This is a genomic window from Streptomyces sp. NPDC042336, assembly GCF_055581985.1.
The window spans coordinates 186,708-200,632 of sequence record NZ_JBVJEA010000007.1 but is presented as its reverse complement, the minus strand read 5'-3'; the positions used below and the strand labels follow the sequence as shown (position 1 = coordinate 200,632).

The 13,925-nt window shown below is 72.9% G+C and carries 8 protein-coding genes and 2 pseudogenes; 7 read left to right on the top strand and 3 right to left on the bottom strand.

Annotated elements, in window-relative coordinates; genetic code table 11:
- Positions 1–132: 132 nt before the first annotated feature.
- From ACZ6IM_RS17745 to ACZ6IM_RS17730, 4 genes are all read left to right on the top strand, one after another.
- Positions 133–2,646, top strand: coding sequence for an ATP-dependent Clp protease ATP-binding subunit (locus ACZ6IM_RS17745; protein WP_469557432.1), 2,514 nt, complete (start codon positions 133–135; stop codon positions 2,644–2,646).
- Entirely contained in the window at positions 2,643–3,161 is a 519-nt protein-coding gene (locus ACZ6IM_RS17740) for an SRPBCC family protein (RefSeq protein WP_469557430.1), read from the top strand. Before ACZ6IM_RS17745 ends, ACZ6IM_RS17740 begins: the two co-directional genes overlap by 4 nt.
- A 42-nt stretch (positions 3,162–3,203) precedes the next feature.
- A complete protein-coding gene (locus ACZ6IM_RS17735) occupies positions 3,204–5,498 on the top strand; it encodes an FdhF/YdeP family oxidoreductase (protein ID WP_052840274.1) in 2,295 nt (764 codons plus the stop codon).
- Between the two features lie 99 nt (positions 5,499–5,597).
- A complete protein-coding gene (locus ACZ6IM_RS17730; RefSeq protein ID WP_469557601.1) occupies positions 5,598–6,809 on the top strand; it encodes a Cmx/CmrA family chloramphenicol efflux MFS transporter in 1,212 nt (403 codons plus the stop codon).
- A gap of 16 nt (positions 6,810–6,825) precedes the next feature.
- Here the strand turns inward: ACZ6IM_RS17730 and ACZ6IM_RS17725 are convergent, their stop codons facing one another.
- The gene (locus ACZ6IM_RS17725; RefSeq protein WP_469557428.1) at positions 6,826–7,827 is read right to left on the bottom strand and encodes a helix-turn-helix transcriptional regulator; all 1,002 of its coding nucleotides are present in this window, start codon (positions 7,825–7,827) and stop codon (positions 6,826–6,828) included.
- Positions 7,828–7,957: 130 nt separating this feature from the next.
- Between ACZ6IM_RS17725 and ACZ6IM_RS17720 the strand changes: the two genes are divergently transcribed.
- Together ACZ6IM_RS17720 and ACZ6IM_RS17715 are read left to right on the top strand one after the other, a co-directional pair.
- On the top strand, positions 7,958–8,380 hold the full coding sequence (locus tag ACZ6IM_RS17720; protein WP_052840272.1) for a VOC family protein: 423 nt from the start codon (positions 7,958–7,960) through the stop codon (positions 8,378–8,380).
- A pseudogene (locus ACZ6IM_RS17715) lies at positions 8,377–9,476 on the top strand (winged helix DNA-binding domain-containing protein). Before ACZ6IM_RS17720 ends, ACZ6IM_RS17715 begins: the two are co-directional and overlap by 4 nt.
- 205 nt (positions 9,477–9,681) lie before the next feature.
- Here the strand turns inward: ACZ6IM_RS17715 and ACZ6IM_RS17710 are convergent.
- Positions 9,682–9,891: pseudogene (locus ACZ6IM_RS17710) on the bottom strand (MerR family transcriptional regulator); the annotation flags it as partial.
- Positions 9,892–10,328: 437 nt separating this feature from the next.
- On the opposite strand from ACZ6IM_RS17710, the gene ACZ6IM_RS17705 reads away from it, so the two are divergent.
- Positions 10,329–12,548, top strand: a complete 2,220-nt coding sequence (locus ACZ6IM_RS17705) for an MMPL family transporter (RefSeq protein WP_052840269.1) — start codon at positions 10,329–10,331, stop codon at positions 12,546–12,548.
- A 55-nt stretch (positions 12,549–12,603) separates the two neighbouring features.
- On the opposite strand, the gene ACZ6IM_RS17700 is transcribed toward ACZ6IM_RS17705, so the two are convergent.
- On the bottom strand, positions 12,604–13,917 hold the full coding sequence (locus ACZ6IM_RS17700) for an aspartate aminotransferase family protein (protein WP_052840268.1): 1,314 nt from the start codon (positions 13,915–13,917) through the stop codon (positions 12,604–12,606).
- Positions 13,918–13,925 lie beyond the last annotated feature (8 nt).

Below are 13,925 nucleotides of genomic sequence, written 5' to 3'. Positions count from 1 at the left end.
GTAGTCATGGCCGAAATCATGCCGCCCACCACTGACAACGCCTCCGGGCCGCCGCGCGGCGGCCGCTCCGCTTGCGGAGCCGCCGCCCGGGGGTTTCGGTGGAAGCGACTCGCCACCGCCCCAGGAGCTGTCATGTCGATGTCGTCGTTCGGTTTCGGTGCGTCCGATCCCTTCAGTGATCTGTTCAACCGGTTCTTCGGAACGTCGCCCGCCTCCTCGCCCCCGGCGGTGCAGCGCGTGCCGGTCGGCCGGATGCTGACCGAGTCCTCGCAGGAACTCCTCAACCTGGCGGCACGGCGGGCCCTGGAGGACGGGACGTCCGATCTGGACACGGAGCACCTGCTGTGGGCGGCCACCAAGGTCGAGCCCGCGCGGGGACTGCTCGCCCGGGCCGGTGCCGACCCCGACGCGCTCGCCTCCCGGATCGCCCAGATCCTGCCCCGCGAGGCGGGCGAGCCGTCCGCCGAGCCGGGCCTCACCCCGGCCGCCAAGCGCACCCTGGCCACCGCCTACGCCCGCTCCCGGGCGTCCGGCGTCTCCTACATCGGTCCCGAGCACATCCTGGGCGCCCTGCTGGCGGACGGCGACACGGGCGCGGCCCGGCTGCTGGGCGCCCAGGGGCAGGACATCGGCAAGCTGGAGGGGCTCACCGAGCAGGTCGCCCGTTCGGGCGGGACACCGGGCGACGGCGCCGGGCAGCCGGCCACGACGCTGGACGAGTACGGACGGGACCTGACCGACGACGCGAAGGCCGGGAAACTCGACCCCGTGGTCGGCCGGGCCGAGGAGATCGAGCAGACCGTCGAGATCCTCTCCCGGCGGTCCAAGAACAACCCGGTGCTGATCGGCGAGCCCGGCGTCGGCAAGACCGCCATCGTGGAGGGACTGGCCCAGCGCATCGTGGCCGGTGAGGTCCCGGACACGCTGAAGGACAAGAGGGTGGTCGCCCTCGACCTGTCCGGCATGGTGGCGGGCGCGCAGTACCGGGGACAGTTCGAGGAGCGGCTCAAGAAGGTCATCGAGGACGTCCAGCAGGCCCGCGGCGAGATCATCCTGTTCATCGACGAACTGCACACCGTCGTCGGCGCCGGGGCCACCGGCGAGGGCTCGATGGACGCCGGCAACATGCTCAAGCCCGCACTCGCGCGCGGCGAACTGCACGTGGTGGGCGCGACGACCATCGACGAGTACCGCAAGTACGTCGAGAAGGACGCGGCCCTCGAACGCCGCTTCCAGCCCGTGATGGTCCCCGAGCCCACGGTCGAGGAGACGGTGCAGATCCTGGAGGGCCTGCGCGACGCCTACGAGGCGCACCACCAGGTCCGCTTCGCCGACGGAGCGCTGACCGCGGCGGCGGAACTGTCCGACCGCTACGTCAGCGACCGCTTCCTGCCCGACAAGGCGATCGACGTCATGGACCAGGCGGGCGCCCGGGTACGGCTGCGCAGCGCGAGCCGCTCCACCGAGGTCGTCAGCCGCGAGGACCGCATCGCGCGGCTGCGCCGGGAGCAGGAGCAGGCCGTCGCCGCCGAGGACTACGACCGGGCGGGCGAGCTGAAGCGCGAGATCGCCGAGGCGGAGGGCGAACTCGCGGGCATCGAGGAGCGCCGCGAGGGCGTCGTCTCCGTCACCGCCGACGACATCGCGGACGTGATCTCCCGCCGCACCGGCATCCCGGTGTCCCAGCTGACGGCAGGGGAGAAGGAGCGACTGCTGCGGCTGGAGGAGGAGATGCACGCCCGGATCGTCGGCCAGGACGAGGCGGTCACAGCCGTCTCGCGGGCGGTGCGCCGCAACCGGGCCGGCATGGGCGACCCCGACCGTCCCGTGGGGTCCTTCCTCTTCCTCGGCCCCACCGGCGTCGGCAAGACCGAGCTGGCCAAGACCCTCGCCGAGCTGCTGTTCGGCGAGGAGAACCGCATGATCCGCTTCGACATGAGCGAGTTCCAGGAGAAGCACACCGTCGCCCGGCTCGTCGGCGCGCCCCCCGGATACGTCGGCTACGAGGAGGCCGGCCAGCTCACCGAGAAGGTCCGCCGGCAGCCCTACAGCGTGGTCCTGTTCGACGAGGTGGAGAAGGCCCACCCCGACGTCTTCAACACACTGCTGCAGATCCTCGACGACGGCCGCCTCACCGACGGACAGGGCCGCACCGTCGACTTCCGGCACTGCGTGGTCATCATGACGTCCAACATCGGCGCCCACCGCATCCTCGACCACCAGGGCGACGTGTCCGACCTCAAGGACGAGCTGATGGGGGAACTGCGGGGCCGGTTCCTGCCCGAGTTCCTCAACCGCATCGACGACATCATCGTCTTCCACGGCCTCGGCGAGGACGACCTCTCCCGGATCGTCGACCACCTCCTGGCCCAGAGCGAACGACGGGTGCACGCCCAGGGCATGACGCTGAAGGTCACGGAGGCGGCCAAGAAGCTGCTGATCGCCCACGGCCACCAGCCGGAGTTCGGCGCCCGCCCGCTGCGGCGCACCATCCAGGCGGAACTCGACAACCGCATCGCCGACCTGCTGCTGGGCGGCGAGGCCGACCCCGGCGACACCATCGTCGCCGACGTGGTCGACGACTCCCTGCACTGCACGGTCGACAAGGCCGGCAGCGCACGACCCGCGGAGGCGAGCGGCACATGAACACCGTCGAGGAGACGATCGAGATCGCCGTACCCGTGCGCACCGCGTACGACCAGTGGACCCAGTTCGAGTGCTTCCCGCGGTTCATGACCACCGTGAAGCGGGTGGAGCAGATCAGGCCGGCCGTGACGCTGTGGGTCGTCGGCCTCGGCCCGGTCTGCCGGGAGTTTGCGACCGAGATCGTGGACCAGGTGCCCGACTCGCACCTGACCTGGCGCAGCCTCGGGCAACGCCACGGCCACCGGGGCGAGGTGACGTTCCGGCCCACCGGGCAGGACCGCACGGCGGTGACCGTGCGGCTGTCGGCCGAGCCGCGCGGTCCCAGGGGCCTGCTCACCGTGGTCCCCGGGGCCACCGACCGGGTCGTACGGCGCGAACTCGGGCACTTTAAGGCGTACATCGAAGGACACGGTGAGGCGAGCGGCGCCTGGCGGGGGACCATCCGGGGCGGCCAGGTGCGGCCCGGGGAAGCGGAGCCGCCGCGCAGTCGGGTGGCGGTCTGGCCCGTGGGCTGAGAGCCCCGTACGGAAACACGGCGAACGAGAGGCGATCCCCCGATGAAGAAGCCGCCCAGGGAAGAACCCCGGGACGACCTGACCGTCACCCCGCCCAAGACCTGGGCCGCCGGTGTGCCCGCGGTGGTGCACGCACTGGAGTACTCCCTGGAGCAGACGTCCCCGAAGGACACCGCGGTGGACCTGCTGACCATGAACCAGGTGGACGGGATCGACTGCCCGGGCTGCGCCTGGGCGGACCCCGCACCCGGCCACCGGCACCGCAACGAGTACTGCGAGAACGGCGCCAAGCACATCAACGACGAGGCGACCACGCGTCGGATCACCGCCGGCTTCTTCCGCGAACACTCCGTCTCCGACCTGGCCCGGCGCTCCGACCTGTGGCTGAACCAGCAGGGACGCCTCACCGAGCCGATGGTCAAGCGGCCCGGCTCCGACCACTACGAGCCCATCAGCTGGCGCGACGCCCTCGACCTGCTCGCCGGGGAACTGAAGGCGCTCGACAGCCCCGACGAGGCGGTCTTCTACACCTCGGGCCGGGTCAGCAACGAAGCCGCCTTCGTCCTCCAGCTCTTCGCCCGGGCCTACGGCACCAACAACCTGCCCGACTGCAGCAACATGTGCCACGAGTCGAGCGGCTTCGCCCTGCACGAGACCCTCGGCACCGGCAAGGGCACCGTCAGCCTCGACGATCTCCACCACGCCGACCTGATCTTCCTGGTGGGCCAGAACCCCGGCACCAACCACCCGCGGCAACTGTCCGCACTGGAACAGGCCAAGCGCAACGGCGCCCGCGTCGTCGCCGTCAACCCGCTCCCGGAGGCGGGGCTGCTGCGGTTCAAGAACCCGCAGAAGGCGCGCGGGGTGATCGGCCGGGGCGTCCGGATCGCCGACCGTTTCCTGCACATCCGGCCCGGCGGCGACCTCGCCCTGTTCCAGGCGCTGAACCGGCTGCTCCTGGAGGCCGAGGACGCCCGGCCCGGCACGGTCCTGGACGACACCTTCATCCGCGACAGTACCAGCGGCTTCGAGGAGTTCGCCGAGCACGCCCGGCAGGTCCGCTGGGACGACGTGGTCACCACCACCGGTCTGACCCGCGAACAGATCGAGCGGGTCCGCGACGAGGTGCTGCGCAGTAAGCGGGTCGTCGTCTGCTGGGCCATGGGCATCACCCAGCACAAGCACGGCGTGCCCACCATCCGGGAGATCGTCAACTTCCTGCTGCTGCGCGGCAACCTCGGCCGGGCCGGAGCCGGCGCCTGCCCCGTGCGCGGCCACAGCAACGTGCAGGGCGACCGCACGATGGGCATCTGGGAGCAGATGCCGGACTCCTTCCTGGACGCCCTGCGCGACGAGTTCGGCTTCGACCCGCCGCGCGCCCACGGCCTGGACTCGGTGAACTCGATCAAGGCGATGCGGGAGGGCCGGATCAAGGTCTTCCTCGGCGTCGCGGGCAACTTCGTCCGGGCCGCCCCCGACAGCGCGGTCACCGAGGAGGCCATGCGGAGCTGCCGCCTGACCGCCCACGTCTCCACCAAGCTCAACGGGTCGCACACCGTCTGCGGACAGACCGCGCTGATCCTGCCCACCCTCGGCCGTACCGAACGCGACCACCAGGCGGGCGGCGAGCAGTTCGTCACTGTGGAGAACTCGATGAGCGAGGTGCACACCTCGCGGGGACGGCTCAAGCCCGCCTCGCCCCTGCTGCTCAGCGAGGTCGCCATCCTGTGCCGGCTCGCCCGCCGCACCCTCGGCCCGGGCCCCGGGAACGTGCCCTGGGAGGAGTTCGAGGCCGACTACAGCGCGATCCGCGACCGGATCTCCCGGATCGTGCCGGGCCTGCACGACTTCAACCGGCGCGTGTCCCGCCCCGGCGGCATCCGGCTGCCCAACCCCGTCAACGAGGGCGTCTACCGCACCGCCACCGGCAAGGCCATGTTCACCCGCAACACCTGGCGCACGCCCGATGTGCCCGAGGGCCACCTGCTGTTGCAGACCCTGCGCTCCCACGACCAGTGGAACACCATCCCCTACACCCTGAACGACCGCTACCGGGGCATCCACGGCAGCCGCCGAGTGGTCATGGTCAACCCGGACGACCTGAGCGCCCTGTCCCTGACCGCGGGAGACCGCGTCGACGTGGTCGGCGTCTGGCACGACGACACCGAGCGGCGCGCCGAGGGCTTCGAGGTGGTCCCGTACCCCACCGCCCGCGGCTCCGCCGCCGCGTACTACCCGGAGACGCAGGTCCTGGTCCCGCTGGACAGCGTCGCCGACATCAGCAACCAGCCCACCTCGAAGGGCATCGTCGTCCGGCTGGAGCGCACGACGTCGTAGCCGCATCGTGAGACGGGCCCCGCCGCGGGAATGGCGGCAAGCGGGGCCCCGTTGACAGCTGTCATGCCCGACTCTTCCCCACGGCCCGCGGGCGGACGCATGCCGCTCGCCGTCTACATCCTCGGCCTGTCCGTCTTCGCGCTCGGCACCAGCGAGTTCATGCTCTCCGGGCTGCTGCCGCCCATCGCCGACGACATGGACGTGTCGATCCCGCGAGCCGGACTGCTGATATCGGCGTTCGCGATCGGCATGGTGGTCGGCGCGCCGCTGCTGGCCGTGGCGACCCTGCGCCTGCCCCGCAAGACCACGCTGGTCGCGCTGATCTCGGTGTTCGGCGTCGGCCAGGTCGCGGGCGCGCTCGCGACGAGCTACGAGATCCTCTTCGTCTCACGGGTCGCCAGCGCCCTGGCCTGCGCCGGCTTCTGGGCGGTGGGTGCGGCCGTGGCCATCGCGATGGTGCCGGTGACCGCGCGGGCCCGAGCGATGGCCGTGATGATCGGCGGACTGTCCATCGCCAACGTCCTCGGCGTCCCGGCGGGCGCCTTCCTCGGCGAGCACCTGGGCTGGCGGTCGGCGTTCTGGGCCGTGGGCGGCGCGTCCGCCGTCGCGCTCGTCGGCGTGGTGACCCTGATCCCGCGCATCCCGCTGTCCGAGCGGCGCACCCGGCTGCGGGGCGAGCTGGCGATCTACCGGGACCGCCAGGTCTGGCTGTCCATCGTCGTGACCGCGCTCGCCGCCGGCGGCGTGTTCTGCGCCTTCTCCTACCTCGCGCCGCTGCTCACCGACGTGGCGGGCCTCGCGGACGGCTGGGTGCCGACCGTGCTGGCGCTGTTCGGCGTCGGCGCGCTGATCGGCACGACGATCGGCGGCCGGGTCGCCGACGCGCACCTGTTCGGCGTACTGCTCTCCGGCATCACCGCGTCCACGGTGCTGCTGGCCGCCCTCGCGCTGTTCGCCTCCAGCCCCGCCGTCGTGATCGTCCTGTCGCTGCTGCTCGGCGTCTCCGCGTTTTACACCGCACCGGCGCTCAACGCGCGGATGTTCAATGTCGCCGGTGCCGCGCCCACCCTCGCGGGCGCGACGACGACCGCCGCGTTCAACCTGGGCAACACCGGCGGGCCCTGGCTCGGCGGCACGGTGATCGACGCGGACCTCGGGTACGCCGCCACCGCCTGGGCGGGCGGGGCGATGACCCTGGTCGCGATCTGCTTCGTCGCCGTCTCCCTGCGGCTGCACAGCCGGTCGCGCGTCGTGACCGGCGGCATCCCGGCCACCGAGACCGCGGGCGTGGACCGGACCCAGCGGGTGTGACGCCGGGCCCCGGCTCTCACCGCGGCCCGGCGCCGGCCTCGGCGGCCCTGGCGCAGCGGCCGGCCAGCCGGGCGAACGCCTCCTTGAGCGCGGGCGGGCCGACGACCTCGACATCGGTGTCGTAGAGGCAGAGAGCGGCGGCGAGCGACGGCCACGACCAGGAGCCCGTCGTGAGCCGGCAGCGGTCGGGACCGAGCGCCTCGACGGTCCCGTCGGCGGCGTGCGGGCAGACCGCGGAGGCGGGCAGGTGGAGTACGGCCGTGCCGCGGCAGGGCCAGTCCGGGGAGCCGTCGGAGCCGCGGAACCGGCCGGTCAGGAAGGCGGCCACGTCCCCGCCGGGCAGTTCCCTCGGGGTGAAGCGGGGGCCGGTGGGCGTGCGCGGGGTGATCCGGTCGGCCCGGAAGACCCGCCAGTCCTCGCGTTCCAGGTCCCAGGCCACCAGGTACCAGCGCCCGGCCCGGGTGACGAGGTGGTGCGGCTCCACCCGGCGCGGGGGCGGTACGGCCTCGGGCGCGGGGTCCGTGGAGTGGGCCGGGAGGTGGTCGAAGCGCAGTACCTCGCGGGCCTGGACGGCGGCGTTGAGCGCCATCAGGACACCGGTGCCGGCCTGGGGCTGCGGCCGGGGCGCGGACCGTGCGACGGAGGTGACCTGGAGCGCGTCGATCCGGTGCCGCAGCCGGGCGGGCATGACCTGGCGCAGGGTCGCCAGCGCCCGGGCCGCGCCGTCCTCGATCCCGGCGCCGGTGGCGGCCGCGGTGCGCAGCGCGACGGCGAGCGCGACCGCCTGCTCGTCGTCGAAGAGCAGCGGGGGCAACCGCGCCCCGGCGTCCAGACGGTAGCCGCCGTCGGGACCCTTCACCGCCCGGACGGGATAGCCCAGTTCGCGCAGCCGGTCGACGTCGCGGCGCAGGGTGCGCGGGCTGACCTCCAGCCGCTCGGCCAGCACCGCACCGGGCCAGTCCCGGCGGGCCTGGAGCAGCAAGAGCAGGGACAGCAGCCGGGCCGAGGTCTTCTGCATGACCCCCATGCTGCCGCACATAGCGGCCACAACCTGGCCGCTACCCGGAGCAGAGTGGGCACCGCGGGGCCGGACCAGGTCCCGCGGCGGCCCGCCCGTGGGCCGTCCCCGTGATGGCGAGGAGCCTGTCGTGACCGCAAAAGCCGTGACCCACCTGAACTTCCGCGGCGACGCCCGTGAAGCGCTCACCTTCTACCAGGCGGCGTTCGGCGGGGACATGACCCTGGTGACGTACAAGGACGCCGGGCAGATCCAGGACCCCGCCGCGGCCGACCAGGTGATGTTCGGCCAGGTGGCCACCGCCGACGGCCTGAGCGTGATGGCCTACGACGTGCCGGCCGACCTCCCGTGGAACCAGGGCGAGAACGCGTTCTTCGTCTCGGTCCGCGGCGAGAGCGCCGAGGAGATCACCGCGTACTGGGAGAGGCTCGCCGAGGGCGCGACCGTACTGCGGCCCCTCGGCGCCGCGCAGTGGGCACCCCTGTACGGCATGCTGCGGGACCGGTTCGGCGTCACCTGGGTCCTGGACGTGGTGAGCGAGTACCACGCGTGAGCGTGCTCGACGCCCGGTCGCTGAACCGGGCGGCGCTCGCCCGGCAGCTGCTGCTCGACCGCGACGGCCGTCCGGTGCCGGACGCCGTCGCGCACCTCGGCGGTACGCAGGCGCAGGAGCCGCAGGAACCGTTCGTCGGACTGTGGTCGAGGCTGCGCGGCTTCGCACCGCGGGACCTCGACGACCTGCTGACCGGGCGTCGGGTGGTGCGGACCCACCTGATGCGCCGCACCGTCCACCTCGTCACCGCCGAGGATGCCCTGGCCTGGCGCTCACGGCACGACGCCATGCTGCGCGGACGCGTCCTCGGCACCTACCGCCGCGAGCTCGAAGGGGTCGACCTCGACGAGCTCGCGGCGGCGGGCCGGGCGGTCCTGGCCGACGGCGAGCCCCGTTCCATGGGTGAACTCGCGCGGGCGGTGGCCGGGCGGTGGCCGGACGTGGGAACGCGGCCGCTCGGAGAGATACTGGTCGCCGCGCTGATCCCCACGGTGCAGCTGCCGCCGCGCGGGCTCTGGCGCACCAGGGCCGGGGTGCGCAACGCCCCGGTCGCGCACTGGCTGGGCCGCGAGGTCGACCCGCAGGCCCCGCCGGGCACCGATCCGGTCGGCGCGGCGCTCGTCCGGCGCTATCTGGCCGCGTTCGGGCGGCCGCCTCGGCGGACCTGCGCGCCTGGTGCGGGCTCGCGGGGCTGCCGGCCGCGGTCGCGGCGGTACGCGGGGAGCTGGTCTCCTTCCGCGACGAGCGGGGCCGGGAACTGCTGGACCTTCCCGACGCGCCGCGACCCGACCCGGACACCCCTGCCCCCGTGCGGTTCCTGCCGGCCTTCGACAACGCGGTCCTCGGCTACCAGGACCGCGGCCGTGTCATCGACGACGCGCACCGCGGGCTGTCGGTCACCGGTGCCCGGTTCGTGCTCGTCGACGGCCGGGTCCGCGCGACCTGGACCGTCGAGGGCGGCGCGGTGACCGTCACCCCGCTGCGCCCGCTCACCCGGACCGAGCGCGCCGAGGTCGCCGAGGAGGGACGGGCCCTCGCGTCCTTCCTCTCCGACGGAGACAGCGACCGGGTCAGGGTCGGGGAACCGCCGCCCTGAGCCGCAGGTGGGCCGGACAGGGCGGGGAGGGCGTCACTCGGCGACGACGTCGGCGAGTGACGCAGCTGACGTTCTCGGGACCGCCGGACCCGTCGGCGAGCGCCACCGGTTCGCGGACGGCCCGATCGGGCTCGCCCGGTGCGGCGAGCACCCGGCGGATCTCCTCGCCCGGCACCACGGCCGACAGGCCGTCGGAGCAGAGCAGGTAGGCGCGGATCTCCCCGGCCGCCGCCGCGTCCGGTGAGCACACGTGCCGGATGCGGACCAGCGGCATCCGGCAGGCGTCGCAGCCAGGGCAGGAGCCGGGTCGCTCCACCTGTTCGGGGGCGTAGCGGCGGTAGCCGGTGACCGGGTCGACGCGGGCGGGCGGCAGCAGGCCCGGATCGTCGTAGAGACGCCGTGCCTGCGGCGACAGCCGGGTGGCCTTCGCGAACGCCCTATGGTCAGCAGCTCCGTGTCCACGTGCCCACTCCTCCTCGTGCCGGGCGCGTCGCCCGGCGACTCCGATGCCGCGGCCTGCCCCAGGGTGAGGGTCAACCACCGCCCGGCCGACGGCTGTCGGCCGCGCCGCGCCGCGGTGCGGGCGGCAACGCCACACCGGTCACCGGCTGAGAGACGTCCGCTGCCCGCGGCAACGAAATGCGGCGTACACCCATCTTCGTGATCTACACCCGGGGGTGAGGGGCACGGGGCCCCACTACACCCGCCGCAGTACGCCAGTCCAGACCCAGGGGCGGATCAAACGCCGAGAACTCCGGGCGAGCATGGATGTGTACCCCGGTCAGCGCGTCCGCCTTCCCCCCATGTGCCGGGTCTTCGTCCTGCCCGTAACCCGACGGATTGGTCCAAAAGGTGGCTACGTTTCTTTATCGACTCGGCCGGAGGGCGTTCCGGCGCCGCGGCCTCGTCGCCCTGCTGTGGGTGGCCATACTCGTGGGCGCGGGCGTCGCCTCGTCCGCCGCGCCCGCCCCGCCCGAAGACTCCTTCTCCATGCCGGGCACCGAGTCCCAGAAGGCGTTCGACCTGCTCGACGAGCAGTTCCCGGCCGCCAGCGCCGAGGGCGCCACCGCCCGCGTCGTGATCCGTGCCCCCGAGGGGGCGAAGATATCCGACGCGCCCGGCAAGGAGCGGGTCGAGGGCCTGGTCGCCGACCTGAAGGCCGGTCCGCAGGTCGCCTCGGTGGACGACCCGTTCAAGGCGGACGCCGTCAGCAAGGACGGCACCACCGCCTACGCCTCCGTGACCTACAAGGTCAACGCGATGGAGCTGACCGACGAGGCCCGGGACTCGCTCACCGCCGCCACCGACGGCGCGCGTCAGGGCGGGTACACCGTCGAGACCGGCGGCGACGCGGTCGTGGCCGAGCAGGAGATGGGCGGCACCGCCGAGCTGATCGGCATCGGCGTCGCCGCGATCGTGCTCCTGCTGACCTTCGGCTCACTGGTCGCGGCGGGCATGCCGCTGCTCTCGGCGATCATCGGTGTCGGCATCGGCATCTCGGCCATCGGGGCGCTCGGCAGCACCCTGGAGCTGTCCGCGACGACCTCCACCCTCGCCATGATGATCGGCCTCGCGGTCGCCATCGACTACGCCCTGTTCATCGTCTCGCGGTACCGGGCCGAGATAGCCGAGGGCCGCGCCCCGGAGGAGGCCGCCGGACGCGCGGTCGGCACCGCGGGCTCCGCGGTCGTCTTCGCCGGACTGACCGTCGTCGTGGCCCTCGCCGGACTCGCGATCGTCAACATCCCGATCCTCACCAAGATGGGCCTGGCCGCCGCGGGCACCGTCGGCATCGCCGTGCTGATCGCCCTCACCCTCACCCCGGCACTGCTCGGCTTCGCCGGCAAGCGGGCCCTCAGCCGCAAGGACCGCAAGGCGCCCGCCGGGGCGCGGGCCGTCTCCGGCAAGCCGAAGCTCGGCACTCGGTGGGCCCGCTTCGTCCAGCGGCGCCCGGTCACCGTCCTGCTGACCGCGGTCCTCGGCCTCGGCGTGATCGCCCTACCGGCCGCCGGCATGGAGCTGGGCCTGCCCGACGAGGGCAGCTCGGCCCCCGACACCACCCAGCGCAAGGCCTACGACATGCTGTCCGAGTCCTTCGGGGCCGGGTTCAACGGTCCGTTCATGATCGCCGTCGACGCACGCGGCGCGGACGACCCGAAGGCCGCCGCCGAGACCGTGGGCGAGAGGATCACCGGACTGGGGAAGGCGGCCGCGGTCACCCCGGCCAGCTTCAACAAGGAGGGCGACACCGCCGTCCTCACCGTGATGCCCAAGACCGGTCCGAGCGACGTCGCCACCGAGTCGCTGGTGCACGACATCCGCTCGCTGTCCGGCGACATCAAGGCCGACACCGGCGCGACCATGCTGGTCACCGGCGCGACCGCGATGACGATCGACTTCTCGCAGACCCTGGACGACGCGCTCGTCCCCTACCTGGCGCTGGTCGTCGGGCTCGCCTTCCTGCTCCTGATGCTGGTGTTCCGCTCGGTCCTCGTCCCGCTGAAGGCGGCCCTGGGCTTCCTGCTCTCGGTGACCGCGGCGCTCGGCGCGGTGGTCGCGGTCTTCCAGTGGGGCTGGCTCGCGGACGTGTTCGGTGTGGACCAGCCGGGCCCGATCATGTCGATGATGCCCATCTTCATGATCGGCGTGGTTTTCGGTCTGGCCATGGACTACGAGGTCTTCCTCGTCACCCGCATGCGGGAGGCGTACGTCCACGGGCAGTCCGCCGCCGAGTCCGTCACCACGGGCTTCACCCACGGCGGCCGGGTCGTCGCGGCGGCAGCGATCATCATGATCAGCGTCTTCTCCGGCTTCATCCTGGAGAACGACGCCATGATCAAGATGATGGGCTTCGGCCTCGCGATCGCGGTGCTCTTCGACGCCTTCGTGGTCCGCATGGCCATCGTGCCCGCGGTGCTCGCCCTGCTCGGCACCAAGGCCTGGTGGCTGCCCAAGTGGCTGGACCGCGTCCTGCCGAACGTCGACGTCGAGGGCGAGAAGCTGCACCGGGAACTCGGCGACACCGCCGCGCCTGCGGAGCCCGCCCGTGAGCCGGAGACGGCCGGGGTCTGACACCCCCGCGGACGGCCCCGGTGACCTGGAATCCCAGGCCACCGGGGCCTTCGCGCTAGAGGTCCGACACGGCGTCGGTGAGTGCGCGGTCGAGGACGGCCACGCCGCGGGCGATCTCCTCGTCGCTCGCGGTCAGCGGGGGCGCGATGCGGAAGATCCCGCCCATCCCCGGGAGCTGGACGATGTTCATGTGCAGCCCCAGATCGAAGCAGCGCCGGGTGACGGCGGCGCCGAGGCGGTCGGCGCCGCCGTCACCCAGTACCTGGTCCCCGACCAGTTCCATGCCCAGCAGCAGCCCCCGGCCGCGGACGTCGCCGACGACCTCGTGGCGGGCGGCGAGCCCGTCGAGGCCCTCGCGCAGTGCCGCGCCGAGCTTGCGGGCGCGCTCGTCCAGCCGGTCGCGGACCAGGACGTCGAGGACGGTGTTGCCCACCGCGGCGGGCAGCGGGTCGTTCACGTGGGTGGTGAAGAACAGGAAGCCCCGCTCGTGCGCCCGCCGCTCGATCTCCGCACTGGTCAGCACCGCGGCCAGCGGCAGCCCCGCGCCCAGCGTCTTGGACAGCGTCAGGATGTCCGGGACGACACCCTCGTGCTCGAAGGCGTACCAGTCGCCGGTGCGGCACAGCCCCGTCTGGGCCTCGTCCAGGATCAGCAGCATGCCGCGCTCGCGGCACTTGCCGGCCAGGGCGGCGAGATAGCCCGGCGGCAGCTCGACGACGCCGCCCGAGGAGAGGATCGGCTCGACCAGGCACGCCGCGAGACTGCCGACCGACTGGGCGTCGATCATCTCGAAGCCCAGGTCCAGCTGGCGGCGCCAGTCCAGCTCGCCGTCCGCGCCGATGACGGAGGGCCGGTAGCGGTCCGGCACCGGCAGGGCGAAGTTGCCCGGCGCCGCGGGGCCGTAGCCCTTGCGTCCGGCGCTGTAGGTGGCGTTCGCGGCGGCCTGGGTCATGCCGTGCCAGGACCGGGCGAAGGAGACGATCTCGTGGCGGCCGGTGACGAGCTTCGCCATCCGTACCGCGGCCTCGTTCGCCTCGGCCCCGGTGGTCAGCAGCAGTGCCTTCTCCAGCGGCTCCGGCAGGGTCCCGGCGAGCCGGCGGGCCAGCTCGACGACCGGGTGACTGAGCATGCCGCTGTGCAGGTGGTCCAGGTGCGCGATCTGCTCGCGCACCGTCGAGACGATCGCCGGATGGGAGTGCCCGAGGATGGCGCTCATCTGGCCGGACGTGAAGTCCAGCAGCTCACGGCCGCTCTCCGTGAACACGGAGGTGCCCGCGGCTCTCACGACGACCTCCGGCGAGAAGGGCGCGTGGCCGGAGTAGCGGATCAGGTGGCGCGCCGGGTCGGCGCCGGAACTCTCGGAAGGCATGCGACCGA

Bases quoted from the DNA above. Each gene is read 5' to 3' on its own strand.
- ACZ6IM_RS17745 (WP_469557432.1), top strand. From the start codon at position 133: ATGTCGATGTCGTCGTTCGGTTTCGGTGCGTCCGATCCCTTCAGTGAT.
- ACZ6IM_RS17735 (WP_052840274.1), top strand. From the start codon at position 3,204: ATGAAGAAGCCGCCCAGGGAAGAACCCCGGGACGACCTGACCGTCACC.
- ACZ6IM_RS17725 (WP_469557428.1), bottom strand. From the start codon at position 7,827: ATGCAGAAGACCTCGGCCCGGCTGCTGTCCCTGCTCTTGCTGCTCCAG.
- ACZ6IM_RS17730 (WP_469557601.1), top strand. From the start codon at position 5,598: ATGCCGCTCGCCGTCTACATCCTCGGCCTGTCCGTCTTCGCGCTCGGC.
- ACZ6IM_RS17700 (WP_052840268.1), bottom strand. From the start codon at position 13,917: ATGCCTTCCGAGAGTTCCGGCGCCGACCCGGCGCGCCACCTGATCCGC.
- ACZ6IM_RS17740 (WP_469557430.1), top strand. From the start codon at position 2,643: ATGAACACCGTCGAGGAGACGATCGAGATCGCCGTACCCGTGCGCACC.